The sequence below is a fragment of the Jeongeupia wiesaeckerbachi genome (genome assembly GCF_050916355.1).
GTDB classification, from domain to species: domain Bacteria; phylum Pseudomonadota; class Gammaproteobacteria; order Burkholderiales; family Chitinibacteraceae; genus Jeongeupia; species Jeongeupia wiesaeckerbachi.
This window is the reverse complement of record NZ_CP136946.1, coordinates 518013-541758: the sequence shown is the minus strand read 5'-3', so window position 1 is coordinate 541758 and position 23746 is coordinate 518013. Positions and strand designations below refer to the sequence as shown.

The 23746-nt window shown below is 67.2% G+C and carries 25 protein-coding genes; 5 read left to right on the top strand and 20 right to left on the bottom strand.

Annotated elements, in window-relative coordinates; translation table 11 throughout:
- Positions 1-28: 28 nt before the first annotated feature.
- The 19 genes from R0382_RS02730 to R0382_RS02640 form a co-directional block, all read right to left on the bottom strand.
- On the bottom strand, positions 29-1264 hold the full coding sequence (locus tag R0382_RS02730; RefSeq protein WP_432722097.1) for a beta-ketoacyl-ACP synthase: 1236 nt from the start codon (positions 1262-1264) through the stop codon (positions 29-31).
- A gap of 127 nt (positions 1265-1391) precedes the next feature.
- Positions 1392-2129: a 3-ketoacyl-ACP reductase FabG2 gene (locus tag R0382_RS02725; protein ID WP_432722096.1), complete on the bottom strand. Its 738-nt coding sequence runs from the start codon at positions 2127-2129 to the stop codon at positions 1392-1394.
- Complete coding sequence (locus R0382_RS02720; protein WP_432722094.1) at positions 2126-2596, bottom strand: thioester dehydrase; 471 nt, start codon at positions 2594-2596, stop codon at positions 2126-2128. Before R0382_RS02720 ends, R0382_RS02725 begins: the two co-directional genes overlap by 4 nt.
- Positions 2593-3756 carry a beta-ketoacyl-ACP synthase gene (locus R0382_RS02715; RefSeq protein ID WP_432722092.1) on the bottom strand — a complete coding sequence of 388 codons (1164 nt, stop codon included), beginning with the start codon at positions 3754-3756 and terminating at the stop codon, positions 2593-2595. The genes R0382_RS02720 and R0382_RS02715 overlap by 4 nt, the downstream gene beginning before the upstream one ends.
- 37 nt (positions 3757-3793) lie before the next feature.
- A complete protein-coding gene (locus R0382_RS02710; RefSeq protein WP_432722090.1) occupies positions 3794-4324 on the bottom strand; it encodes a DUF3261 domain-containing protein in 531 nt (176 codons plus the stop codon).
- Positions 4306-5544 (bottom strand): NAD(P)/FAD-dependent oxidoreductase, encoded by a 1239-nt coding sequence (locus R0382_RS02705; RefSeq protein ID WP_432722089.1) that lies wholly within the window; start codon positions 5542-5544, stop codon positions 4306-4308. The genes R0382_RS02710 and R0382_RS02705 overlap by 19 nt, the downstream gene beginning before the upstream one ends.
- Positions 5541-7868, bottom strand: coding sequence for an MMPL family transporter (locus R0382_RS02700; protein WP_432722087.1), 2328 nt, complete (start codon positions 7866-7868; stop codon positions 5541-5543). The genes R0382_RS02705 and R0382_RS02700 overlap by 4 nt, the downstream gene beginning before the upstream one ends.
- Positions 7869-8051: 183 nt before the next feature.
- The gene (locus R0382_RS02695) at positions 8052-8672 is read right to left on the bottom strand and encodes a LolA family protein (protein ID WP_432722085.1); all 621 of its coding nucleotides are present in this window, start codon (positions 8670-8672) and stop codon (positions 8052-8054) included.
- Positions 8666-9196 carry an acyl-CoA thioesterase gene (locus R0382_RS02690; RefSeq protein WP_432722083.1) on the bottom strand — a complete coding sequence of 177 codons (531 nt, stop codon included), beginning with the start codon at positions 9194-9196 and terminating at the stop codon, positions 8666-8668. The genes R0382_RS02695 and R0382_RS02690 overlap by 7 nt, the downstream gene beginning before the upstream one ends.
- Positions 9189-10763, bottom strand: a complete 1575-nt coding sequence (locus tag R0382_RS02685; RefSeq protein ID WP_432722081.1) for an HAL/PAL/TAL family ammonia-lyase — start codon at positions 10761-10763, stop codon at positions 9189-9191. Before R0382_RS02685 ends, R0382_RS02690 begins: the two co-directional genes overlap by 8 nt.
- Positions 10760-11692, bottom strand: a complete 933-nt coding sequence (locus tag R0382_RS02680) for an acyltransferase (protein WP_432722080.1) — start codon at positions 11690-11692, stop codon at positions 10760-10762. Before R0382_RS02680 ends, R0382_RS02685 begins: the two co-directional genes overlap by 4 nt.
- Positions 11689-12426: a glycosyltransferase family 2 protein gene (locus R0382_RS02675; RefSeq protein WP_432722078.1), complete on the bottom strand. Its 738-nt coding sequence runs from the start codon at positions 12424-12426 to the stop codon at positions 11689-11691. Before R0382_RS02675 ends, R0382_RS02680 begins: the two co-directional genes overlap by 4 nt.
- Complete coding sequence (locus tag R0382_RS02670) at positions 12423-14081, bottom strand: AMP-binding protein (protein ID WP_432722076.1); 1659 nt, start codon at positions 14079-14081, stop codon at positions 12423-12425. The genes R0382_RS02675 and R0382_RS02670 overlap by 4 nt, the downstream gene beginning before the upstream one ends.
- Positions 14074-14631, bottom strand: coding sequence for a hypothetical protein (locus tag R0382_RS02665; RefSeq protein ID WP_432722074.1), 558 nt, complete (start codon positions 14629-14631; stop codon positions 14074-14076). The genes R0382_RS02670 and R0382_RS02665 overlap by 8 nt, the downstream gene beginning before the upstream one ends.
- On the bottom strand, positions 14631-14876 hold the full coding sequence (locus R0382_RS02660; RefSeq protein ID WP_432722072.1) for an acyl carrier protein: 246 nt from the start codon (positions 14874-14876) through the stop codon (positions 14631-14633). Before R0382_RS02660 ends, R0382_RS02665 begins: the two co-directional genes overlap by 1 nt.
- A gap of 9 nt (positions 14877-14885) precedes the next feature.
- Positions 14886-15146 (bottom strand): phosphopantetheine-binding protein, encoded by a 261-nt coding sequence (locus tag R0382_RS02655; protein ID WP_432722071.1) that lies wholly within the window; start codon positions 15144-15146, stop codon positions 14886-14888.
- A 23-nt stretch (positions 15147-15169) separates the two neighbouring features.
- Positions 15170-15916: a lysophospholipid acyltransferase family protein gene (locus R0382_RS02650; RefSeq protein WP_432722069.1), complete on the bottom strand. Its 747-nt coding sequence runs from the start codon at positions 15914-15916 to the stop codon at positions 15170-15172.
- Positions 15913-16629 carry a beta-ketoacyl synthase chain length factor gene (locus R0382_RS02645; protein ID WP_432722067.1) on the bottom strand — a complete coding sequence of 239 codons (717 nt, stop codon included), beginning with the start codon at positions 16627-16629 and terminating at the stop codon, positions 15913-15915. Before R0382_RS02645 ends, R0382_RS02650 begins: the two co-directional genes overlap by 4 nt.
- A gap of 86 nt (positions 16630-16715) precedes the next feature.
- Complete coding sequence (locus tag R0382_RS02640; RefSeq protein ID WP_432722065.1) at positions 16716-17927, bottom strand: cation:proton antiporter; 1212 nt, start codon at positions 17925-17927, stop codon at positions 16716-16718.
- A 192-nt stretch (positions 17928-18119) separates the two neighbouring features.
- Here R0382_RS02640 and R0382_RS02635 point away from each other — a divergent pair, with 192 nt between their 5' ends.
- Together R0382_RS02635 and feoB are read left to right on the top strand one after the other, a co-directional pair.
- Positions 18120-18395: a FeoA family protein gene (locus tag R0382_RS02635; RefSeq protein WP_432722063.1), complete on the top strand. Its 276-nt coding sequence runs from the start codon at positions 18120-18122 to the stop codon at positions 18393-18395.
- On the top strand, positions 18392-20155 hold the full coding sequence (gene feoB, locus R0382_RS02630; RefSeq protein ID WP_432722061.1) for a ferrous iron transport protein B: 1764 nt from the start codon (positions 18392-18394) through the stop codon (positions 20153-20155). The genes R0382_RS02635 and feoB overlap by 4 nt, the downstream gene beginning before the upstream one ends.
- A 4-nt stretch (positions 20156-20159) precedes the next feature.
- Here feoB and R0382_RS02625 read toward each other — a convergent pair whose 3' ends face one another.
- Positions 20160-20723 (bottom strand): hypothetical protein, encoded by a 564-nt coding sequence (locus tag R0382_RS02625; protein ID WP_432722059.1) that lies wholly within the window; start codon positions 20721-20723, stop codon positions 20160-20162.
- A 180-nt stretch (positions 20724-20903) separates the two neighbouring features.
- Here R0382_RS02625 and hemA point away from each other — a divergent pair, with 180 nt between their 5' ends.
- The 3 genes from hemA to R0382_RS02610 all read left to right on the top strand — a co-directional run bounded on the left by hemA (position 20904) and on the right by R0382_RS02610 (position 23736).
- Positions 20904-22157 (top strand): glutamyl-tRNA reductase, encoded by a 1254-nt coding sequence (gene hemA, locus R0382_RS02620; RefSeq protein WP_432722057.1) that lies wholly within the window; start codon positions 20904-20906, stop codon positions 22155-22157.
- The gene (prfA, locus tag R0382_RS02615) at positions 22154-23230 is read left to right on the top strand and encodes a peptide chain release factor 1 (protein WP_432722055.1); all 1077 of its coding nucleotides are present in this window, start codon (positions 22154-22156) and stop codon (positions 23228-23230) included. The genes hemA and prfA overlap by 4 nt, the downstream gene beginning before the upstream one ends.
- A gap of 80 nt (positions 23231-23310) precedes the next feature.
- Positions 23311-23736, top strand: a complete 426-nt coding sequence (locus R0382_RS02610) for a (4Fe-4S)-binding protein (protein ID WP_432722053.1) — start codon at positions 23311-23313, stop codon at positions 23734-23736.
- Positions 23737-23746: the final 10 nt, after the last annotated feature.

Below are 23746 nucleotides of genomic sequence, written 5' to 3'. Positions count from 1 at the left end.
TTTGCTCAGTGTCGTGCGTCGCGTGGCTTCAGGCGGTTTTCTTGAAGATCAGCGAGGTATTGATGCCGCCGAAAGCGAAGTTGTTGCTCATGACATAGTCGCAGTCGAGCGAGCGCCCGCCCGAGGTAATGTAATCCAGCGCGGCGCAGCGCGGATCGATGTCGGTCAGATTGACCGTCGGCGCAAACCAGCCATTGCGCATCATCTCGATGCTCCACCACGCCTCGAGCGCACCGCAGGCACCGAGTGTGTGGCCGACGTAGCTCTTCTGCGACGAAATCGGCATCCGTGCGCCAAACACCGCGTGCGTCGCGTGCGTTTCGGCGATGTCACCCTGTTCGGTCGCCGTGCCGTGACCGTTGACGTAGCCGATCGCGTCGACGGGCAGGCCCGCATCCTTGAGCGCCAGCCGCATCGCCTGCGCCATCGTCGCCGCTTGCGGCTGGGTCACGTGGGTGCCGTCGCAATTGGTGCCGAAGCCGACCAGCTCGGCGTGGATCGTCGCGCCGCGCGCCTTCGCGTGTTCGTACTCCTCGAGGATCAGCGTGCACGCGCCTTCGCCGATCACCAGACCGTCGCGGCCGGCGTCATAGGGGCGCGGCGTCAGCTTGGGCTCGTCATTGCGGGTGCTGGTGGCGAACAGCGTGTCGAATACCGCCGCCTCGGTTGCCGACAATTCCTCGGCGCCACCGGCGATCATCACGTCGGCCGCGCCGTAGCGGATCGCCTCGTAGGCGTAGCCGATGCCCTGGCTGCCCGAGGTGCATGCGCTCGACGTGGTGAGGACCCGGCCGGTCAGGCCGAAGAACACCGCGATATTCACCGGCGTCGTGTGCGCCATCATCTTGATGTAGCTGTTGGCGTTGACGCCCTCGGTCGTCTTCTCGTAGATCATCCGGCCGAAGTCGCCGATTGCCGGTGGCGAACCGGCCGACGAGCCGTACGAGACACCGACACGGCCACTGCCGAGCAAGGCGGCGTTGTCGAGCAGGCCGGCGTCCAGCAGCGCCAGCTCGCTGGCGCGGCACGCCATCAGCGCGATCCGGCCCATGCTGCGGGTGCGCTTGCGCGTATACGTCTCGCTCGGCAAGGCGAATGCCGCCGCCGGGGCGCCGAGCCGGGTGTTGAGACCGACATATTCTTCCCATTCGGCCAGATAGTGGATCGCATTCTGTTCGGCCCGCAAGGCGGCTTCGATCGTTGGCCAGTCGCAGCCGATCGGGCTGATGCCGGCCATGCCGGTGACGACGACGCGGCGCGTCATACGACCTCCTGCGCGTAGCGAGAAGCCCGAGCACAAGGCGTGTCGGAGCGAGTGACGAGAGAGTACGCACGGTACAGCGAGGAGCGAGCGAGGACACAAGGCAGTGAGCGGGCTTCGCAGTAGCGCATCATGCCAGGCCTCCGTTGACCGAAATCACCTGCCGGGTGATGTAGCTCGCGTCGCTGGACAGCAGGAAGGCCACGGCGGCGGCGACTTCGTCGGGTGATCCCATGCGTTGCGCCGGGATCGCTTTCAACGCATGTTCGCGGACCTCATCGCTGACCATCTCGGTGTCGATCAGCCCCGGCGCGACGCAATTGACGGTGATCTTGCGCTTCGCGAGCTCGACCGCCAGCGCCTTGGTCGCGCCGATGATGCCGGCCTTCGCGGCGCTGTAGTTGACCTGGCCGCGGTTGCCGATCAGCCCCGATACCGACGACAGCGTGACGATGCGGCCGGGCTTGCGCGTCTGCACCATCGGCATCACCAGCGGGTGCAGCACATTGTAGAAACCGTCGAGATTGGTATGGATCACACCATCCCAGTCGTCGCTCGTCATCGCCGGAAACGCCGCGTCGGCGGCGATGCCGGCGTTGCAGACGACACCGTAGGGCGCGCCGTGCTCGGCGACGTCAAGCTCGAGCGCCGCGCGTGCCGCCGCGCGGTCGGCGACGTCGAACTGCAATACCCGGGTGGCGATGCCGAATTGCATGGCGAGTTCGCCGGCCAGTGCGTCGGCGTCATCGCGGCGCGAGCGGCAGTGCAGGATCAGGTCGTAGCCATCACGGGCCAGCCGCTTGGCGATGGCGCGGCCGATGCCGCGCGACGCGCCGGTGACGAGTACGGTGTGCTTGTGTGTATTCATGCCTGCTTCAGATAGTCGTCGAGATTGTCCGGCTGGTAGGCCGAGAGTTGTGCGTGGGCGACGGGCGCACCGTCGATCGCGATGATGCAGTCCATGACCGCGACGCCGTTGTCGGCCTGGAATTCGCGCAGCACCGTGACGCTGAGCGTCTGGCCGACGCGGAATGCCGGCAGCTCGCAATCATAGCGGCGGGTGCCGACCAAAAAGCCAACCTTGACCGACTCGCCGCGTTGCCGGGCTTCAAAGCCGGCCAGCGCCGCGATCGTCTGTGCCATGTATTCGACGCCGACCCAGCCGCCGACGGCGACGCCGTCGCAGAACGGCGAATCGGCGCGGATCGTCGTCGCGGCGGTCAGCGTATTGGGCGCGGTCGACACGACGCGATCGAGCAGCACCATCCGGCCCGAGTGCGGCAGGTAGTCGGCGATCGGCAAGAATGAAGGGGGCTGCGAGCCGCGATCGGTCATGTCCGCTCCAGGATCAGGGCGATATTGTTGCCGCCGAAGGCGAACGATGTCGACAGCGCGGCGCGGACGTCGGCTCGCGCGCCGATGCCGACCAGCGGTAGCGGCGCAATGTCCGGGTCGGCGTCGCCGTCCCAGACGTGCGGCGGCAGCCGCTGCAGATCGTCGGTCAGCGTGATCCAGCACAGCGCGGCTTCGATCGCGCCGGCAGCACCGAGCGTATGGCCGGTCAACGGCTTGGTCGAGCTTGCCGCTACGCCGGGCAGGGCAGTGGCGACGGCAAGACTCTCCATCGCATCGTTCTGCCGTGTCGCGGTGCCGTGCAGGTTCACATAGCCGATATCGGCGGCGGTTTTGCCGGCGCGCTGCAGGGCGGCTTCGATCGCGCGCTGTGCGCCGCGACCGCTCGGATCGGGCGCCGACACATGATGGCCGTCCGAGCTTTCGCCCCAGCCGGCCAGCGCGACCGGCGATTTGGTCCGGCTCAGCAGGAACAGTGCCGCACCTTCGCCGATATTGATGCCGTTGCGATTGCGCGAGAACGGCAAGCAGCGCGCGACGCTGACCGATTCGAGCGCGGTAAAGCCGGCGACGGTGAACGCGGCCAGTGTATCGACGCCGCCGGCGATCACCAGATCGGCGACGCCGGTTTCGATCAGCCGGGCGCCCGCGGCCAGCGCCTTGGCGCTCGACGAACACGCGGTCGAGATGCCGTATGCCGGGCCTTTGATGCCAAGCTCGCCCGCCAGCCATTGCGCCGGCGAGCCGAGCTCCTGCTGGCCGTAGTGGTAGTGCTCGGGCAGTGCGCCGGTCTGGCCGAATTCGGCCATGGCGACTTCGCCCTCAAAGATGCCCGAGGTGCTGGTGCCGAGCACGATGGCGATCCGCGCCGGGTCCAGCCCGGCGGTCAGATCCCGATACCGCGTGGCGATCTGCGCGAATGTCGCGGCCAGCAGTGCGTTGTTGCGTGAACGGTGTTGCGGCGGCGCCTGATCGATCGCCGGCAGGGCGTCGGGGACGGTGCCGAGCAGCAGCGGCCGGCCGGGGCTGTAGGCGTCGGTCACGATCATGCCGGGGCTGTCGCCGGCGAACAGCCGTTCGCGCACGGCGTCGATGCCGGTGCCAAGCGCACAGACGAGGCCGGGGGGATGCAGATAGATCATGGCGCGGCGATGATAGTCAGTTGGGAAGGCAGGTCAATCATGGCGCGGTGTCGATGGTCAGTTGGTAATGCAAGGGCAGGTTGCTCAGTTGTGCCCGACCGGCGAGCCGGTCGTCATTGCTGTAATCGATGACGATGACGTTTTGGCCGTCTCGCGCAACGACGCGCTGGCGTGCGGTCTCGCTGGCTTGCCAGCCGGACGGCAAGGCGGCCTGCAAGGCCGGCAACGGTGCATGCACGATGAGGAAATCATTGAGCATCCGCTCGGACGGCAGCGCCATCGGCACGTTTTCGACCGTCGTGACTGCATGGCCGTCGTAGTCTAGCGAAAACAGCCGCACGCCAAGGCCGAGACCGACAAGCGAAATCCGCTGTGCATCGATGCTGGCGACGACGTCGAGCGTGCGCGTTTCGCCGGGCCAGCGCATCGTCAGCCGCTGTTCCAGTACGCGCTCGCCGCCGAACGCCGCCGGCGGCAGCTGCAGCAGCGATAAGCCGCCCGAGAGCAGCGTCGCGCAGCCAGCGAGTGCCAGCACTGCCGCTGCGACGATCAGTCGGACAGCGCGCACGCAGCCTCCAGGCTGGCCAGCCGGCGCTCGGGCTTGGCGACATAGGGGTTGGCTTCGTCCCATGCATAGCCGGCGAGAATCGACGAGATCATTGCCTCGATCTGCGGGTTCTTGTCCTTGTGGAAGATGATCCGCTGGAAGCGGCCGTCGTACCACGCGTTGACGAAGGCGCGGAAAGTATCGACGCCTTTCTTCAGCGGCTTCGCGTAATCGCGCTCCCAGTCGACGGTGTCGCCGGCCGCCTCGCGCAGCAGCGCATTGACGGCGAGATCGGCCGATTTGACCGCGATGGTGACGCCGCTGGAAAACACCGGATCGAGAAATTCGCCGGCGTTGCCGAGCAGCGCAAAGCGGTTGCCGTGCAGCGATGTCACGTTGGCGGCATAGCCGGTCAGCGTGCGCGCCGGGGTATCCCAGCGGGCGTGCTTCAGCAGTCCGGTCAGGCCGGCGTCTTCGAACACGATGGCCTTGAGGCGCTCGGTGTCGTCCCCGGTGTACTGGGCGAGGAAATCGCGCTCGGCGACGACGCCGATCGAGCAGCGGCCGTTCGAAAACGGAATCAGCCAGTACCAGACGTGGTGATGCTCGGGGTGGACGGTGATCAGGATCTTGTTGCGATCGAAGCTGCCGGTCGGAATGCCGTCTTCGATATGGGTGAAGATCGCGCCGCGCACCGGGAAGTCCGATGGGGTTTCCAGCTCAAGCAGCCGCGGCAGCGTGCGGCCGAAGCCGCTGGCGTCGAGCAGGAAGTTCGCTTCGATCTCGTAGACATGATCGTCGGCGCCGCGCACCGTCAGCACCGGTCGCGCGCCGGTGACGTTGGCGGCCAGCACGGTGTGACGGTAGCGGATGTCGGCGCCGGCCTTCTCGGCACCCTTGGCGAGCACATGGTCGAACGCCGCGCGCTGGACCTGATACGTCGTGCCCCAGCCGGCGGAAAACTTTTCGCGAAAGTCGAAATGCGCCTGCTCGTCGCCGCGGGCGAACGCTGCGCCGTTCTTGTACTGGAAACCGGCCTCGACCACGTCCTGCAGGAAACCGGCTTTCTCGATGTATTCCATCGACTGCGGCAACAGGCTTTCGCCGATCGAGAAGCGCGGAAAGGTCTCGCGTTCGATGATGACGACGTCGCGGCCGGCCTTGCGCAACAGGCCGGCGGCCACGCTGCCGGACGGGCCGGCGCCAATGATGACGATATCGGTGCTTTGACGGGTGTTCATGGGGCTTGATCCGGTTGGAACAGCGGTTGCAGGGGCGCCGGGCGGCGCAATAGGGGCGCGATCAGCCATGCGAGGCCGACGCCGGACAGGGTGGCGGTGCCGAAGGTCGCCAGCGCCGGGGTATGGCTGAATGCCAGCAGGCCGAACGACAGCAGCGTGCAGCAGGCGGCCAGTGAAATCGCCAGCACGATGCGCACCTCGCCCGGATGCTCGTTGACGAAAATGCCGTAATCGATGCCCATGCCGAGCAGCAGCAGCAGCGTCAGCACGGTCAGGAGCTGCAGCGGAATGCCGAGCCAGCCGAAGATCGCCAGCGTGGCGATGCTGGCGATCAGCGATGGCGCCAGCACGCGCCAGGTATCGCGGCGGTAGCGGCGCCACAGCAGCAGTGCCGTGACGACATAGGCACCGAGCAGCACCAGCGCCAGCCGGTCGCGATAGCGGTCGAGCACGGCGGAAATCTCGGCCGGCTTGTCGACCCAGCGTACGCCGGGCAGGGTGATCCTGGACAGGGCCTCGGCATTGGCGGCGCCGGCGAGCCCGGTCAGCATCACCACGCTGGCGTAGCCGTGGCCGGTATCGCCGAGCCACAGGTGGCGAGCCGGCAGCGACGCTGCCGACGCGAGCCAGGCTTCGGGTGTCAGCAGCGGCGTGCTGGCAGCCTGCCGGGCTACCCACGCATCGTCGAGGCCGATCTGCTCGGCCAGCGAGCGCAACAGCTTCGGATCGCGCAGGACCGCCGCATTGGCCTGAAGGGCGCGCTGCTGGGCCAGCGAGGGCAGCCAGCGGCCGACGCTCTGGTAACCGGCCAGCGCGCCTTTGGCGACGAAACCGTCAAGTTGACGCGTCAGCGCGTGCTCGCGTTCGAGCACGGCCTGCGCATCGGGGCCGGTGACGATATAGAGCTGCGCCGGACTGGGCAGGCCGAGCAGCTTGGAAATCTCGATCTGTTCGCGCATCAGCGTGGCATCGGTACTGACGAGGCTGCGCACATCGTCGCTGGCGTCGAGCTTGATCAGCCCGGTGACGATCAGCGGCGCGGCGATCAGCAGTGCCAGCACGCCGCCGCGCACGCCCAGCCTCGGCCAGCGAGCCAGCCATCTCAGCAGCGGTCCGCCGATCAGCCCCGGTTCGAGCCTGCTTGGGGCCAGGCGCGGATACCAGAACAGCTCGGACAACCATGCGGAGGCGATGCCGGTCGCGGCGAATACGGCCATCTGCGCCAGCCCCGGAAAAGGCGTCAGCGCCAGGCACAGATAGGCGAGCGCGGTGAACAGCGTCGCGACCAGCAGGCTGGGCAGCAGCTTTTCCAGCCGCTGGCCGGCGCCAACGGTCGCGCCGAGGCTGGTGCTGTGCAAGAGCAGGCTGTAATCGACGGCAACGCCGATCAGGCTGGTGCCGAACACCAGCGTCAGCATGTGGACGCGGCCGTACAGCGCGAAGGTGATCGCCAGCGCGATCGTCATGCCGGTGGCGATCGACAGCGCCACCAGCGGCAGGGCGCGCCAGCCGCGGAAGGTCAGCAGCACCAGCAAGAGGATGCCGATCAGCGAGCCGATGCCGATCGTCGACATTTCACGTTCGGCCTGCTGCGCCGCCTTGGCCGCGTGCAGCACGACGCCGGCACGCAGCACGCTGACGTCGGGCGAGCCGGCTTTCAGCGCCGCAATCGCCCCATCGAGGCCGTTGGCGACGGTCTTCTGCGCCGAGAGCGAGAATGCGCTGTCGTTCAGTGTGTACATCAGCACCACGTAGTGGCGGCCATCGGCGTCGACCCAGAGCCGGCCGCCGTCGGGGCGGACGCGGGTCAGGTCGCCAAAGCTCGTCAGCCAGTGGCCGAAGGTGCCGAACGGGTCGTCGCGCCACGCGAGGCCGCTGGTCGATACGGTGGCGTAGGCCTGTTGCAGCGCGCGCGCCTGCCAGGCGTCTGCACCCTGTCCGAGCGCGGCGGTGTCGGCCGGGCTCAGCAGCGCATTGCGGTACGGCGCGTAGAAATCGCGCAAGGCGTCGAGGTCGAGCGCCTGTGTTTGCGGCTTGACCGGCAAGGCGTGCAGCGATCCGGCCAGCGTATCGGCCGCCTGCGCCGCGGTGTCGCGATCGGCGCTGCCGACGAGCAGCACCAGCTGGCGTTCGGACGCGGCGGACAGCGACGCCATCGCGCGCTCGGCGACCGGATCGCGCTCGTTCTTCGGCAACAGTGCGAACAGGTCGGTATCGAGCCGGTTGCCGAGCTGGCGGTGCTGGCTCGCCAGCCAGCCGGCGCAGGCGAGCAGCACGATCAGCCAGCCCAGCGCCAGCACGCGCCAGAGTCGGGTTTCGGTCATTGCGATCCCCGTGGCAGCAACGTTTGGTAATCGGCTGCTTCAGCAGTCATGTCAGTGGGCGAGCCAGCCAAAGCAGTTTGTGCCTGCCCGAAGCGCAGACGCCGGAATGGACCTGTGGTCCATGGGGACGTCGAGCATCGGACCGGCGCACAGTGCACAAGCGCAGCCACCCAATGAGATGACTTAGTCAAAATCGGCCTCGTCCTCGGCCGACATCTGCGTCGCCGTGGTGACCTTGCTCATGCGGATGCGGGTCACGTCGCCGCTGGCGGCATTCATTTCGACGCTCTCGATCGTCTTGTCGCCGGCGAGTTTGAGATTGCCGATCAACTTGGCCATACTGGCGTCTTTCGGGCTCAGCAGCAGATTCCAGCGCGGCCCTTTCGCGTTGCCGCTGACGTCGAAGTGCTTCGCCAGCCCGGACAAATCGCCCGAGAACAGCGAGAACAGCACGCCGCCGACGGTGCGCACGACCGGCTCCTTGTCGGCGGTGAGCTTCATCAGCGTTTCCTTGCCGTCCTTCTGGACGATCTCGTCGCGCGCGACCTGCAGCCGCTGATCGAACGGCTTGACCGTGTGCCAGACGACGCCGCGTTTCTTCTCGACGACGAAATGACCGTTGGCGGTCAGCGTCTTCTTCACGCCGACGAGTTGCCGCTCCTGGACGAAGTCGCCGCGGATCACCGGCGCGTCGACAAGGCGTTTTTGCACGTCCTGGAGCAGCGCGTCTCCGGGGGCGGCGTGGACCAGCACCGGGATCAGCGCCGAGAGCAGTGCGAATCGTGCGAAAGTCCGTTTCAGCATGGCAGCGGTTCTCCGAGTTTTTCGAACAAGACCGGCGGCGACATGAAGCACATCTCGCGGGTCGCGATTTCGACGGCGACCTGTACCGTATAACCCTTGGTCAATCTCGCGCCGGACTCGGCGTCGCGGATTTCGTAGCGGATTTTCAGCCGGTTTTCCCACTCGACGATTTCGGCGCAGATCTCGATGCGCTGCTGGTAAACCAGCGGTCTGGCGTAGCGGATATGGAGTTCGATCACCGGCCAGGCGTAGCCCGAATCGCGCATCTGCGGGTAGTCGTAATCGAGTGCCTGCAGCAATGCGGTGCGCGCGTATTCGAAGTAGCGGACATAGTTGCCGTGCCAGCAGACGTCCATCGGGTCGAGGTCGTGGAAGGGGATCACCCACTCGACGCTCGTCCCTCTTGGCGGCTTGGCTGCGCGCTCGCCCTGTCGCTGCGGTGTACTTGAACGTACGCGTCGCTCGGCGCTTCGCGTCAGATCGGCGCTCGCCGGCGCCTGGTTTTGTGGCGTGAAATTACTCATACAGCTTCCATTGCTGCTGCTGGATGCCGTCAACGAGACTGCGCAGCGTCGGTTCGAGCGCGACATCCTCGCCGATGAAAGCGATGGCGTCGTCGAGTTCGCTCACAAAAGCGTTGGCGCCGGCTTGCAGCGGCATCGCGCCGTCCGGCGTCTGCCGGCGCAGCGCGAGGCCCTGGCGCACGGTGATCAGCATTGCCGCGGTGACCTGCTCGGTCAGTTGCAGCACGCGCAGGCAATCGCGCGCGGCGATGGTGCCCATGCTGACCTTGTCCTGGTTGTGGCACTCGGTCGAGCGGCTGAACACCGATGCCGGCATCGTGTTCTTCAGCGCTTCGGCGGTCCACGCCGATGCGCTGATCTGCAGCGCCTTCAGGCCGTGGTTGATCGACGCGCGCGGGCCGGTCGCGCCGGACAGATTGGCCGGCAGGCCGTGGTTGTAACGGGCATCGACCAGCAGCGCCATCTGCCGGTCGAGCAGGTCGGCGATGTTGGCGACGAGGTTCTTCAGCGAGTCCATCGCGAAGGCAATATGACCGCCATAGAAATGACCGCCGTGCAGTACGCGTTCGCCATCCGGATCGACCAGCGGATTGTCGTTGGCGCTGTTGAGTTCGTTCTCGATCACCGACTTCAGGAACGGTAGCGCATCGTCGAGCACGCCGATCACGTGCGGTGCGCAGCGCAGCGAATAGCGGTCCTGCAAGCGGTGATCATTGCGGCCGGCCTTGTTGTCGCCCAGGTCGGCGCGCAGCCGGGCGGCGACGCCCTGCTGGCCCGGGTGCGGTTTGGCGGCGAACAGTGTTTCGTCGAAATGCTGCGGATTGCCGTCGCTGGCGGCGACGGCGAGCGCGGTGATCCGCGCCGCGAGCCGGGCCAGATACTCGGCGCGTTCCCACGCGAGGCAGGCCAGCCCGGTCATTACCGCCGTGCCGTTCATGATCGCCAGGCCTTCCTTCGGCCGCAGCTTCAGCGGCGTCAGACCAAAGCGCGCCAGCGCATCAAAGGCGGGGATCTGTTCGCCGCCCACCCGCGCTTCGCGCTCGCCGCACAGCACTGCGGCGACATAGGACAGCGGCGTCAGATCGCCGCTGGCGCCGACCGAGCCTTCCTGCGGAATACGCGGCAGGATGTCGTGCTGCAGCAGCGCGGCCAGCTGTTCGAGCAGGCCAAGGCTGACGCCCGAGTAGCCCTGCGACAAGGACGCCAGCCGCGCGGCGAGGATCGCGCGGGTCTGCATATCGTCGAACACGTCGCCATAGCCGCAGCCGTGGTAGGTGTACAGATGGTGCGGCAGCTCGTACGCCAGCGACACCGGTACGGCGACGGTGCATGAATCGCCGTAGCCGGTGGTCACGCCGTAGATCACGCCCTCGTCGTCGAGCAGCTTGTCGAGAAAGGCCGCGCCGCGGGCGATGCGGCCGGTGAACGCGGCGTCATCGGACAGCCGCGGCGTGGCTTCGCGGCGTGCGAGCCGGCCGATGTCGGCAATGGTCAGGCGACGTTCGCCGATATTGACCGCGGCGGGGGAATTTGCGCCGGAGGGGATCGAGCCGGAGGACATCGTCATTGTGGAGACCAGAAAGGATAGAAGTTGAACCACTGCAGCGGCGCGGCGCGGCATTCGGCCTCGAGCAGCGCCGCATAGCCGGTGGCGAGCGCGGCGATGGCGCCGAGGCGGTCGGCGCGCGGCAGCACGACGCGCTCGGCCAGCAGGCGCACGGTGATATGGAAATGGTCGCGCCGGCGGCTGGAAACCAGCGCGATCAGCGGGCATTTGAGGATGGCCGCAAGCACATAGGGGCCGACCGGGAACGGCGCCGGCGCGCCGAGGAAGGGCACGCCGAGGGTATCGGGGCGCTGCGACACCGGCACGCGGTCGCCGGCGATGACGACGAATTCGCCGGCTTCGACGCGCTCGGCCAGCAGTACGGCGGTGGCGGCGCTGATCTCGGTGACCTGGATCAGCCGGATATGCGCTTCGGGATGCGTTTCGCGCAGCAAGCGGTTGAAGCGTTCGGCGTGCTTGGTATGCACCAGGATGTTGAGGCGGATGCCGCGGCGCGTCTCGCCGAGCTTGCGGAGCATTTCGAAATTGCCGATGTGCGCGGTCATGATCACGCCGCCGCCACCGGCGTCGATCGCCGCCTGCAGGATGTCGCTGCCTTCGCGGCGGATTTCGGTGTCGTCGAGGTCGCCGCGCCAGACCAGCAGCTTGTCGAGCACGGTTTCGGCAAAGGCGGCGAAGTGGCGCAGCACATTGGCCAGATTCGGCGCCGGCGTGCTGCCGCCGCTGAACGCATGCAGCCGGGCCAGATAGTCGCACGACGCGGTGCGGGCAACGCGGTGGCTCAGCACGTACCAGCTCAGGATCGGATACAGCACCAGCCGGAACGGCCAGCGGCCGAACAGCTTGTAGATGCCGACGAGCAGCCGGATGCCGCCGACAAAGCCGGCCTCGCCGATCGACGCCCAGTGACTGTCCGGCGCACGGCTCATCGCTGCGCCCCCAGATGTCGCGCCAGCAATCGCGGCGCGCGCCACAACATGCCGAAGAAGAGTCGCGTGTGCATCTTGCTGATCCGCACATTGTCGCGCCAGTAGTCGAAGTGCGAGACGCCATCGGCCGGATAGCGCACCTTGGTCGGCAGGTTGACGACGGGCACACCGGCCCAGTCGAGCCGGACCAGCACCTCGGGATCGAAATCCATCCGCTTGGCCTGCGGCATTGCGTCGAGCACCGGCAGCGTCGGCGCCAGCGGGTAGATCCGGTAGCCGCACATCGAATCGGTGATGCGCAGGCTCAGCGTGTTGATCCACACCCAGACATGGGTCGCGTAACGGCCGTAGAGCCGGCCTTTGGGGACCGAGTCGTCGTAGATCGGGCAGCCGGCGATCACCGCGTCGGGGCGGGTGTTCATCGCGGCGAGGAAGCGCGGCACATCGGCCGTATCGTGCTGGCCGTCGGCGTCGATCTGCAGCGCGTGGCTGTAACCGAGCGCCGCCGCCTGGCGGAATCCGCTGACGCAGGCCACGCCCTTGCCCTGATTGTGGTCGTGGCGCAGCAGCGTCACGCCGTCCCGGATCGCGAGCGCATCGAGCACCGCCGCGCAGCCCGCCTCGCTGCCGTCATCGACCAGCAGCACCGGCAGCGCGTGCGCGCGCAGCGCGTCGACGACGGCGCCGATCGCGTGGCCGTGGTTGTAGACCGGAATCACTGCAATGCATTTCATCCGGCGTCTCCGCCGAAAATGATCTTGCCGCTCGAATGCGCGCCGGCGCCGGACGCGTAGGCGAAGCTCAGCTGGCGCTTGTCGGCGGCCCACGCCAGCGTCAGCGTGACGATCATGCCGGGCTGGATGATGCGCTGGAATTTCAGCTGCCGCATGCCGGCGAAATCGCCGTTGATGCCGAAGCGTGCGCGGCCGTAGCGGACCGCCCAGTCGATTTGCGCGACGCCGGGCAAGACCGGGGTCTGGTCGAAATGGCCGTCGAAATGTGCCAGCTGCGCGCTGATCGCCAGCGTCAGTGCGACGCTCTGTGCATCGCTGCTTTCGGCGACGATCTCGGGTTCGGTCGGCCGTGGCGTGTCGAACAGGGCGGCGAGCAGCGATTCGGGCGTCTTGCCCATCTCGTTCTGCGGCAGCGCATCGACATAGCGCCAGCGGCGCGGCAGGCCGATGCGTTCGATGTCGCCGGCGAGCGCATCGCGCAGGCGTTTGTCCAGCGGCGCCTTGCCGTCCCGTGCCAGCCGCTGGCGTCCGGCCGCGCTCAGGACGACGACGGCGGCGACTTCGTCGCGCTGTCGGCTCAGCAGCAGGGCTCGTACCGTGTCAACGTCATCGGTAGCGGCGAGCAGCTGTTCGATCCGGCTCAGCGAGACGCGTTTTTCCTCGACCTTGACGATGCGGTCGGTGCGGCCGAGCAAGGTCAGCCGGCCGTCGGCGAGCGCGGCGCGGTCCTGGGTGGCCAGCCAGCCGGCCGAGGCGAGAAACGGCGAGCGCACCTGCAGCAGGCCGTCGTCGTCGAGCGCCAGTTCGACGCCCGGTTGCGGTGTCCATGCGTCTTGCGGATCGTGACGGTGGGCGATGCCGCCGGTTTCGGAGCTGCCGTAGACCTCGGTGATGCGCTGTTTAAGCAAGGCTCGCGCAGCGCGGCTGGCGTCCGCCGGCAGCGGCCCGCCCGACGAAAACACCGCGTCGAAACGCGCGGCGACGGGGCCACGGCCGGGCACGGTTGCAATGCGTTTGAGGATGGCCGGGCTGGCGACCAGCACTTGCGCCTGGTCGGCCGGCAGCGACCACAGCGATTCGGGATAGGCGAGCGTGTCGCAATCGAAGGCGCGGCCGGCGGCCAGTGGCCACAGCACGCGGAACAGCAGGCCGTAGAGGTGCTGGTGCGGCACGGTCGCGACGATGCGTGCATCGCGCGGCATGGCCGCGCCGAATGCCGCTTCGAGCGCATCGGTTTCATTGCGCAGCTGGGCGACCGTTTTGGCGATCGCGCAGGGCGCGCCGGTCGAGCCCGAGGTGAACACCTGCAGCGACGGCGTGCCGCGCGAGGGCGTGCCGGCGCTGGCGGGGGCGTCGGCCCAGTTGCTCAGCGCCGATCCGGGCGTGTTGCCGACCCATGGCAGTGGCAGCGCCGCGTGCGTGGCCGGCAGCGTGTCGCCCGGAACGGTGACGGCGAGGCCGGCGCGCCACGCGGCGAGCAGCCAGACGGCAAAGCGATAGCTGTCGGTGTCGAAGAGCGCGACACCGCTTGAATCGAGCTGGACGAGTGCGCGCGTCGCGGCATCGATGTCGGCGAGCAGCGTGGCGCGCGAAATCGGCACATTGCCGCGCCAGGCGACGACCTGATGGTCGGAAATCGGCCATGAATCAGGCATTGCGGCTTCCATTACGGTGCATGGCGATGCGGCGGACCAGATACTCGCTGGCGCCGAGCGTGCCGATCAGCACATAGGCGATCAGGCCGTTGTACAGTGCCCAGGTGGCTTGCGGCTGCGTCGTCGTCCACAGCGCGATGCTGCCATTAAGGACGAAGAACGCCGCCCAGACCTGGGTGACGCGGCGCGTGTAGGCGACGCCTTCGGGCGGGAGATCGGGCGTGGTCAGCCGCGCCAGCCGCTCGATGATGGGCGGTGGTTTGACGAGGCTGGTGGCGAACACGGCGAACAGCACGGCGTTGACGAGCACCGGGTAAAAGGTCAGCGGCAGCGCCGAGCGCGACACCAGCGCGGCGACGCCGAGCAAGGCGGCGACGAGCCCGAGCCAGCGCGTCATGCGCGGGCCGATCAGCCCCGAGCGGCCCAGCCCGGCAAAGGCCAGCGGCAGCAGCACGAGGCCGGCAATCCAGAACGGCCAGCCTTGCCACTGGCACAGCCAGAACAGCAGCGGCAGCGCCACGCCGGCGGCGATGCCGAACACCCGGTTCATTACGCGTCGAGCAGTGCGTGCACGGCGTCGACGACGTCGCCGACGGTACGGACGCTCTTGAAGGCGTCGGGCTGCATCCGCTTGCCGGTGTGTTTCTGCAGCTTCACGATCAGGTCGACGGCGTCGATGCTGTCGATGTCGAGGTCGTCGTACAGCCGCGCGTCGCGCGAGATGCGCGATGCTTCGATCTCGAAGGTCTCTTCGAGCGTTTTGGCGATCCAGTCGTAGATTTCCTGCTTGTCCATGGGTGTGCCTTACTTGCTGCGGTTGGCCGCGACGAAGGCGGCGAGGCTCGCGACCGAGCCGAAATGCTTGCGGGTTTCCTCGGATTCGGCCGACAGCGACAGGCCGTAGCGCTTTTGCAGCGCGACGCCGAGTTCGAGCGCGTCGATCGAGTCGAGGCCGAGACCGTCGACGAACAGCGGCGCATCGGTGTCGATGTCGGCCGGGGTCAGGTCTTCGAGGTTGAGGCTCTCGATGATGAGCGCCTTGATTTCAGTAACCAGGTCGGACATGCAGGGCTCGTGCATAACTGGAATTAGCTCCGGGTAAAGAACTGCGTCAACCAGTCGGTGAGCCGGCGCGCGGCGAGCGCGGGCTCCTGGTCGAACAGCTGGTCCGGGTGCACGTCGTCGTGCACCGTCAGGATGAAATGCGGTTTGCGTTGCGGCACACGGTACCACTTGCTGCCCTTGGTCAGCATCGGCTCGGAGACCGAGATGCTGACCGGCGTGATCGCCAGCGGGCCGCGCACCGCGATGTTGGCGGCGCCGCGTTGCAATACGAGCGGCTGGCCCGGCACGCTGCGTGTCCCTTCAGGAAACACGATCAGGTTGTTGCCGGCACGCACCGAGGCAACGCAGTCGTCGACGACGCCGGGACCGCTGGCGTTGCTGATGAAACCGGCAAAACGCACCGGTCCGCAGGTAAAGGGATTGTCCCACAGCGCGGCCTTGACGACGCAATCGGGACGCCGGACCAGCGACATCAGCAGCACGACATCGATCAGCGACGGGTGATTGGCGAGCACGAACAGGCCGTTGCGGCGCAGCTTTTCTGCACCGCGGACCTCGTAGCTGATCACGCCGACCAGCGCCATCAGGCCGGAGAAAAGCCGCATGCCGTAGTGCAGCGTGTTCTTGGCGGCATGCAGCCGGCGCGTCTTGCCCGGCAGCAGCTGCAGCAGCGGCAGCAGCAGGCACAGGATGACTAGGCCGCCGAGGCCGAATACCGCAAAGCAGAAACCGGTGGCGCCGATGCGCCACACGCGGTTGAGCGCGTTCACGCCGCGCTCCGGACGATCTGCCAGCCGCCGCGCCGGCTCAGCGGCAGGGTGGCGGTTGAGCCGAGCAGGAAGTGCAGCAGGGCGAGCGGCGTGGTGTCCTGCGCATTGGCGGCGCCGGTGCTCAGCGCGAAGTCGTCGCCGGCGACCAGATCGAGTACCAGCGCGAACGGCGCTTCGGCCGTATCGGCGTAGCGGGTGTAGAGGCTCGGCAACGGCTCGTCGCTGTAGCACAGCAGCACCGAAGCGGCGCCGTCGGCCAGCTGGCTACAGGCTTCGATCAGCCCCGCCAGCGCCGTCTCGCGGCCGGCGGCGATCGCCGAAACCGGCGCATGCGTCCGGGTAGCAATGGTGAACAGGCCGGCGGTTGCGTTGTGGACGGCCATGCTGAACGCCTGTGGCGACACGGCGCCCTCGTGGGCGAGCGCCTGCAGCAGCGGCACGGTACGCGTGGCCTCGCCATGCCGGCTGGCATGGATCAGCGCTTGACCGTGATAGGCGATTTCGGGCGCGTAAAGCGCTTCGAGCGTCATCTTGCCGAGCCGGTCGGCGCGCCGGCGCAACATGGCCGGCATCGCTTCGACCTTGGGGGCCGCGTCGCCGCACGGCAGCGTACCGTCCCAGTTGGCCCAATCCGCGCGCGTTTCCAGCCCCGGCGCCCATGCCGACCACTGCCTCAGGCTGAAGTGCAGTGCGGGAGTCGGCGTAGTGGACATAACGTTCGTAAGCAAAGTTGAAGATTACAATGGTATCGCGCCGCAACAATGCGACTCAACGCGCATCCAAGCGGAAAACGGCGCGGTTATGCTTTCAATAAGCTGTCTTTTTGTTCGATGGCCCGCAGCCATGGCGACGTCATGACCGTCGTGGCAATGGCCATCAGCAGCATGGCCGAGAAATACGGCTCGGCGATCAGACCGAGCTGGCGTCCCAGATTGAGGACGACCAGTTCCATCATCCCGCGCGTATTCATCAGGATGCCGAGCATCCATGCGTCGTGGCGCGGCATCCGCGCCAATGCGCCGGCGAGCAGGCAACCACCGACCTTGCCGATGACGGCGACCGCGGTCATCAGCACCGCCAGCCACCAGAGGCCGCCGGCGAGCAGCGCGCCGAGGTCGGTCGACAGGCCGATGGCCGCGAAAAAGCACGGCAAGAGCCAGCGGCACAGCGGCGACAGAAACTGTTGCAATCCTACAACCAATTGTGGATTGCGGGGCAGCAGCAGACCGATGGCGAAAGCACCGAGCAGTGCGTGCAGACCCAGCCAGGCACTGGTCGCGGCCGATGCGGCGACATAGAGCAGCACCTCGGCCTGTGCAATCCGCCGCCCGGCTGCCAGCGCCGTGGCGAGGGCGGCGAGCCGGCGTCGCAGCGGGCCGGCCAGCAGGGCGAGGTAGGCGGCGGCAACGACGAACTGCATCGGGCCATGGCCACCGTGCTGCGGCAGCCAGACAAACACCAGCGCCGCGAGCAGCGCCCAGCTCAGCGCGTCGGTCAGTACGGCGCAGGCGATCGCCTGATTGCCGATGACGCTGCCGGCCAGACCGCGTTCGGTGACGATGCGCGCCAGCACCGGCAGCGCGGTCATGCCGCAGGCGAGCGCAATGAAGGCCAGCGACATCGGCGGCAGCGGTGCGGCGAGCCAGGACGATGCGGCCCAGGCCGCCAGCCCGCCCAGTGCGACCGGCAGGGCCATGCCGATCTTGCTCGCCAGCAGCACCGCACGCGGGCGCTGCCGCAAGCTGGCGAGGTCGAACTCGGCGCCGAGCAGGAACAGGAACAGCACGGCACCGACGTCGCCGATCTTGCCTATCGTTGCGATCGCTGCCGGCGTGAACGCCAGCGTGCCGAGTGCCGGCATGGCGCCGGTCAGCAGCGTCGGTCCGAGCAGCAGCCCGGCGGCGATTTCACCGATCACCGCCGGCTGGCCGCAGCCGCGCGCGAGCGCACCGCCCAGGCGGGTGGCGGCGAGAACGAGCACGAGCGCGACGATCAGTGTGAGAGCAGGCATGGGCGGAATTGGCGTGGGGGCTTTCGGGGCGCATTTTATGCGATTCGTGCGGCGCGACTGTGACGGTGTGTTGCCGCCGCGGCCAGCGCCAAGGTGAAAAGTGGCAGGGCGAAAGTTGATGGGCGTCAACGGGCGCCTTGGGCTCGCACGGATAATTCGAAATCATTCTCCTTTCGCATACCGAGGCAAGCCGTGGCCCTGAATCTCGCCCAATTACAGACTCAACAGCCGGCCCGCGTGCGGACGGTCGGGACGTCGGCCGAGCTGGCTCAGCGGCTGGCGGCACTCGGCCTGCGCCCCGGACGCGAGGTCGAAGTGATTCGCCGCGGCTGGCTTGGCGGGCCGCTGCAACTGAAGGTCGGCGGCACCGAATTCATGCTGCGCCGGTCCGAGGCCGCGCTGATCGAGTTGGTCGCGCAGCCGGTTGCCGCCACCGCGCCGTCATGCGTGGCGAGGGCGGCCACATGAAGCGCGTTGCCCTGGTCGGGATGCCGAACACCGGCAAGTCGACGCTGTTCAACCGCATCACCGGCGGCAATGCCCGCGTCGCCAACTGGCCGGGGCTGACGGTCGAACTCGCCAGTCACCGCGTGCTGCTCGGCGGCAATATGGTCCAGCTCGTTGACCTGCCGGGGATCTACGATCTGTCCGGCGGCGCCGAGGACGAGCAGGTCGCGCAGCGCTTTCTGGCCGAGACCGAGCTCGACGCGGTGCTGCTGGTGCTCAACGCGACCCAGCTCGACCGGCAACTGGCGCTGGCGCTGCAGCTCAAATCGGTCGGCGCGCGCTTGATCGTCGCGCTGAATATGGCCGACGAAGCCAAGCGTGGCGGTTTCGACATCGATACCGATGCGCTGAGCGAAACGCTCGGCAGCCCGGTGCTGAAAATCAGCGCCAAATACGGTCACGGTATCGATGGACTCAAGGCCCTGCTGGCGAATGGCTTGAATCAGCCGCCGTTGCGGCTCGAATTCGCCCGGCTCAAACCGGCCGACGCCAGCCGCGACGCCGAATCGGCCTTGTACCTGCGCGCGGTGCGCCGGCCGGCCACGCTGCCGCCGGGGCCGACCCAGAAGCTCGACAGCTGGCTGCTGCATCCGCTCGCCGGTCTGCCGCTGTTCGTGCTGATGATGGCGCTGCTGTTCCAGCTGACCTACGCGATCGGCACGCCGCTGCAGGATGCTTGCGAGGCGCTGCTCGGCAGCATCAAGGACGCATGGCTGCTGCCGCTGACTAGTGGACTGCCCGACTTCCTGTCCGGGTTGATCGTCAGCGGTGTCTGGGACGGCGTGACCACGGTGCTGACGTTCGCGCCGCTGATTTTCGTGTTCTTCTGCCTGATGGCGGTGATCGAGGATTCGGGCTACTTCGCCCGCGCCGCCTTCATGATGGACGGCATCATGGCGCGCGTCGGCCTCGATGGCCGCGGTTTCGTGATGCTGATGATGGGCTTCGGCTGCAATGTGCCGGCACTGATGGGCACGCGGGTGATCCGCGACCACAAGGCCAGGCTCTTGACGATGCTGACGATTCCGTTCTCGCTGTGCTCGGCGCGGCTGCAGATCTTTCTGTTCTTTGCCGGCGCGCTGTTCGGCCCGAGTCAGGCGCCATGGGTGCTGCTGTCGCTGTACTTCGCCAGCATCTTTATCGCGCTCGGCACCGCCTTGCTGTTCCGCAAGCGCTTCGCATCGCGCGAGCCGTTCGCGCTCGAATTGCCGCCGTACCGGCTGCCGGTGTTCAGGCACGTGGTGTTCCGCGGCTGGAATGAGTGCAAGTCCTTCCTCAAGCTGGCGACGACGATGATCGTGGTCGGTGTCGTCGCGGTGTGGCTGCTGACCAACTACCCGAACCCGCAGCACAGTTACGCCGCGGTGATCGCCGATTTCTTCCAGCCGCTGCTGTCGCCGATCGGCATCCAGGCCGAGCTGTCGATCGCGCTCTTGTTCGGCTTCGTCGCCAAGGAAGTCGTGCTCGGCGCGCTGGCGGTGATCGTCGGCGCCGATGGCGCACAGCTGGCGACGCATCTGGCGCAGACGCTCGACCCGGTGTCGGCGTACAGCTTCATGCTGTTTGCGCTGACCTATGTGCCGTGCGTCGCGACCATCGCGGCGATGAAGAAGGAATCCAGAAGCACCGGCTTCACGGCGTTCTCGGTCGTCTGGTCCTTGCTGCTGGCGTGGACGCTGTCCTTCGTGTTCTACCAGGGCGCACGGCTGCTCGGCTTCTGAGTGCTCAGAACGGCAGCGCGCGCAGACGCGGCGCCGAAGCCAGACCGACGGCCAGTGCCACGATCAGCGCCGCCAGATACAGGCCGAGAAAGCCGGCGGTGCTGAGCTTGCCGGCGAGCGGCCGGGCGATGCCGAGGAAGGCGGCAAACGCCCATGACGCCGCCGAAACACCGCCGATGCACGCGAGGCGCAGCCGCTGCGTCCGGCATAGCAAGGCCTGATCGCGGGAGGCCGGCAGCAGGCGCGGCAGGGCATAGTGGTGCAGCGCGGCGCCGTTCAGCGTTAATACCGAGACGACGATGAGCTTGCTGATCAGCTTGGGTCTGGCGATCAGCTCGGCCCAGGCCGGCCAGTGACCGAAATCGAGCACGATGATGGAGAGCCCGGTGCACCACAGCACTCCGAGCGCGATCAGCACGACCCGGCTGACCAGCTGCAACAGGGCGCGATCGCCGGGGCCGGTGCGCTGACCCATGATTTTCAGGTCGGCCAGCACCGTGGCGCCGATGGCGACGCAGCAGGCAATCAGGTGCGGATAAATTAACAGTAGACGTAAGGTTTCTTTCATGGGTGCGCTTACTCGCAGGGGGCTGGCGGCGATCCTAGGGCGTCCGGCCTTGCCCGCCGCTGGGCCGCGACGACTGGCCGCCTTCCGTTGCGATTTGGCAATGTTCCCTGCAGGCAAGACGCGCGGGAGGCGGCGGGTTAAAATACGCGGTTTGCATCTGCGCGATCCGTACGCCCCGCAATGAACCTGCTTGTCCTTGGACTCAATCATCAGACCGCCCCGCTGGCCGTGCGCGAGCGGCTCGCCTTTGGCGATGCCGAGCTGCCCAAGGCGCTGGCCGAGCTGACGCAGGTGCGCGGCGTGCAGGAAGCCGCGATCGTCTCGACCTGTAACCGGACCGAGCTCTATTGCAATGCGCGCGACGTCGACGCGGTGCTCGGCTGGCTGGCCGCCAGCCGTGGCCGCAGCGTCGACGACATCGTCGGCCATCTGTACCGCTACGAGCACGACGCCGCCGTGCGCCACGCCTTCCGTGTCGCCTGTGGTCTGGATTCGATGGTCGTCGGCGAAACGCAGATCCTCGGCCAGTTGAAGGATGCCGAACGCGCCGCGCGCAGCGCCGGCAGCCTTGGCGTATTGCTCAACGGCCTGTTCCAGCGTGCCTTCCAGGTCGCCAAGGACGTGCGCACCGAAACCAAGATCGGCGCGTCGTCGGTGTCGATGGCCGCGGCGTCGGTCCGGCTGGCCGAGCGGATCTACACCAGCGTGTCCGAATGCAAGGTGCTGTTCGTCGGTGCCGGCGAGATGATCGAGCTGTGCGCCGCGCATTTCGCCGCGCACAAGCCGCGCGGCATCGTCATCGCCAACCGCACGCTCGAACGCGGCGAAACGCTGGCGGCACAATACGCTGGCGAAGCGATGCTGCTGACCGACATCGCCGCGCGCCTGGCCGAATTCGACATCGTCGTCAGCTCGACCGCCGCACCCTTGCCGCTGATCGGCAAGGGCATGGTCGAGCGGGCGCTGAAGGCGCGCAAGCGCAAACCGATCTTCTTCGTCGACCTTGCGGTACCGCGCGACGTCGAAGCCGAGGTCGGCGATCTGGCCGATGCCTATCTGTACACCGTCGACGACCTGTCCGAAGTCGTCCGTCAGGGCCTCGCCAATCGCGAGTCCGAAGTCGACGCCGCCGAAGCGCTCGTCGCCGAAGGCGTCGCCGCGTTCAAGCAGTGGCAGGCGACGCGTGCGCTGGTGCCGACGATCCGCGAGCTGAAGGACCACGCCGACCGGATCGCGCGCAACGAACTGACGCGGGCGAAGAAACGCCTTGCCGCCGGCGACGATGTCGACGACGTGCTCGAACGGCTTGCCGAGCAGGTTGCGGCCAAATTGTTGCACGCGCCGCTCGCCAGCCTGAACGCGGCATCCCCCCAAGACCAGGAACCGCTGGCCGCCTGTACGCGGCGGCTGTTCCGCCTACCCGACCAGACATGAAACCGTCGATCCAGACCAAACTCTCGCAATTGTCCGACCGGCTTGAAGAAGTGGGGGCGCTGCTTGCATCCGAAGACGCAACGCGCGACATGGACCGCTACCGCAAGCTGACGCGCGAACACGCCGAGCTCGAACCGGTGGTCGCGTTGTTCAACGCCTTCCGCGCCACCGAGGCCGATATCTCCGCCGCCGAGGAGATGCTGTCCGACCCGGACATGAAGGAAATGGCCGAGGAGGAAATCACCGCCGGCCGCGCGCGCATCGCCGAGCTGGAAGTCGAGCTGCAGAAAGCCTTGCTGCCCAAGGACCCGAACGACGAGCGCAACCTCTTCCTCGAAATCCGCGCCGGCACCGGTGGCGACGAATCGGCGCTGTTCGCCGCCGACCTGTTCCGGATGTACACGCGCTACGCCGAACGCCAGCGCTGGCAGGTCGAGATCGTCTCGGCCAGCGAATCGGATCTGGGCGGTTACAAGGAGGTGATCGCACGCATCGTCGGCTTCGGTGCGTATTCGCGGTTGAAGTTCGAGTCGGGCGGCCATCGCGTCCAGCGCGTGCCGGCGACCGAGACCCAGGGCCGCATCCATACCAGTGCGTGCACCGTCGCGGTGATGCCCGAAGCCGACGAGGTCGGCGAGGTCGACATCAATCCGGCCGATCTGCGCATCGATACGTTTCGTGCGAGTGGGGCGGGCGGTCAGCACATCAACAAGACCGATTCGGCGGTGCGGGTGATCCACCTGCCGACCGGCATCGTCGTCGAATGCCAGGACGACCGCAGCCAGCACAAGAACAAGGCGCGGGCGCTGGCGGTGCTGGCGGCGCGGATCAAGGACGCGCAAATGCGCGAAGTGCAGGCCAAGGAGGCCGCCGAGCGCAAGAGCCTGATCGGCTCGGGCGACCGTTCCGAGCGCATCCGCACCTACAACTTCCCGCAGGGACGGATGACCGACCACCGGATCAACCTGACCCTGTACAAGCTCGACGCGATCATGGACGGCGATCTCGACGAGCTGACCCAGTCGCTCGTCAACGAGCAACAGGCCGAATTGCTCGCGCAACTCGGTGAATGACGCAACGGCCCGCAAGGGCCGTTTTGCTTGCCGGCACTGCCGTCGCCTAGATTTGATGAATATCACCCGGGAGAGGCGAGATGAGCGGACAAGGCAAGCGTTACAGCAATGGCGACGTCACCATCCTGTGGCAGCCGGAGAAGTGCATCCATTCGAAGCGATGCTTCCACGGCCTGCCGGCGGTGTTCGATCCGGCCAGCCGGCCGTGGATCCGCATCACTGAGGCGGTCAGCGCCGAGATCGTCCGGCAGGTGAACGAATGCCCGTCGGGCGCGCTGAGTCTCGTCAACGAGCGCCACTCGGCCGGGGCGCCAAAGCCGGACATTCCCTGTATCGAGCTGCAGCCGGAAGGGCCGCTGCTGGTGCACGGGCCGGTGACGCTGCGGCTGGCGAATGGCGACGAGCAGACCTGCGACGGGCCGCGCACGGCTTTATGCCGTTGCGGCGCATCGGCGAACAAACCGTTCTGCGACGGGTCGCACCGGAGAGTCGGCTTCAAGGGCTGACACCATCAAT

What these genes read in the sequence shown, in the direction of transcription:
- prfA (WP_432722055.1), top strand. Translation starts at nt 22,154, where the DNA reads ATGAAACCGTCGATCCAGACCAAACTCTCGCAATTGTCCGACCGGCTT.
- R0382_RS02675 (WP_432722078.1), bottom strand. Translation starts at nt 12,426, where the DNA reads ATGAAATGCATTGCAGTGATTCCGGTCTACAACCACGGCCACGCGATC.
- feoB (WP_432722061.1), top strand. Translation starts at nt 18,392, where the DNA reads ATGAAGCGCGTTGCCCTGGTCGGGATGCCGAACACCGGCAAGTCGACG.
- R0382_RS02610 (WP_432722053.1), top strand. Translation starts at nt 23,311, where the DNA reads ATGAGCGGACAAGGCAAGCGTTACAGCAATGGCGACGTCACCATCCTG.
- R0382_RS02625 (WP_432722059.1), bottom strand. Translation starts at nt 20,723, where the DNA reads ATGAAAGAAACCTTACGTCTACTGTTAATTTATCCGCACCTGATTGCC.
- R0382_RS02670 (WP_432722076.1), bottom strand. Translation starts at nt 14,081, where the DNA reads ATGCCTGATTCATGGCCGATTTCCGACCATCAGGTCGTCGCCTGGCGC.
- R0382_RS02705 (WP_432722089.1), bottom strand. Translation starts at nt 5,544, where the DNA reads ATGAACACCCGTCAAAGCACCGATATCGTCATCATTGGCGCCGGCCCG.
- hemA (WP_432722057.1), top strand. Translation starts at nt 20,904, where the DNA reads ATGAACCTGCTTGTCCTTGGACTCAATCATCAGACCGCCCCGCTGGCC.
- R0382_RS02680 (WP_432722080.1), bottom strand. Translation starts at nt 11,692, where the DNA reads ATGAGCCGTGCGCCGGACAGTCACTGGGCGTCGATCGGCGAGGCCGGC.
- R0382_RS02655 (WP_432722071.1), bottom strand. Translation starts at nt 15,146, where the DNA reads ATGTCCGACCTGGTTACTGAAATCAAGGCGCTCATCATCGAGAGCCTC.
- R0382_RS02725 (WP_432722096.1), bottom strand. Translation starts at nt 2,129, where the DNA reads ATGAATACACACAAGCACACCGTACTCGTCACCGGCGCGTCGCGCGGC.
- R0382_RS02690 (WP_432722083.1), bottom strand. Translation starts at nt 9,196, where the DNA reads ATGAGTAATTTCACGCCACAAAACCAGGCGCCGGCGAGCGCCGATCTG.
- R0382_RS02660 (WP_432722072.1), bottom strand. Translation starts at nt 14,876, where the DNA reads ATGGACAAGCAGGAAATCTACGACTGGATCGCCAAAACGCTCGAAGAG.
- R0382_RS02730 (WP_432722097.1), bottom strand. Translation starts at nt 1,264, where the DNA reads ATGACGCGCCGCGTCGTCGTCACCGGCATGGCCGGCATCAGCCCGATC.
- R0382_RS02685 (WP_432722081.1), bottom strand. Translation starts at nt 10,763, where the DNA reads ATGACGATGTCCTCCGGCTCGATCCCCTCCGGCGCAAATTCCCCCGCC.
- R0382_RS02640 (WP_432722065.1), bottom strand. Translation starts at nt 17,927, where the DNA reads ATGCCTGCTCTCACACTGATCGTCGCGCTCGTGCTCGTTCTCGCCGCC.
- R0382_RS02720 (WP_432722094.1), bottom strand. Translation starts at nt 2,596, where the DNA reads ATGACCGATCGCGGCTCGCAGCCCCCTTCATTCTTGCCGATCGCCGAC.
- R0382_RS02695 (WP_432722085.1), bottom strand. Translation starts at nt 8,672, where the DNA reads ATGCTGAAACGGACTTTCGCACGATTCGCACTGCTCTCGGCGCTGATC.
- R0382_RS02665 (WP_432722074.1), bottom strand. Translation starts at nt 14,631, where the DNA reads ATGAACCGGGTGTTCGGCATCGCCGCCGGCGTGGCGCTGCCGCTGCTG.
- R0382_RS02700 (WP_432722087.1), bottom strand. Translation starts at nt 7,868, where the DNA reads ATGACCGAAACCCGACTCTGGCGCGTGCTGGCGCTGGGCTGGCTGATC.
- R0382_RS02645 (WP_432722067.1), bottom strand. Translation starts at nt 16,629, where the DNA reads ATGTCCACTACGCCGACTCCCGCACTGCACTTCAGCCTGAGGCAGTGG.
- R0382_RS02715 (WP_432722092.1), bottom strand. Translation starts at nt 3,756, where the DNA reads ATGATCTATCTGCATCCCCCCGGCCTCGTCTGTGCGCTTGGCACCGGC.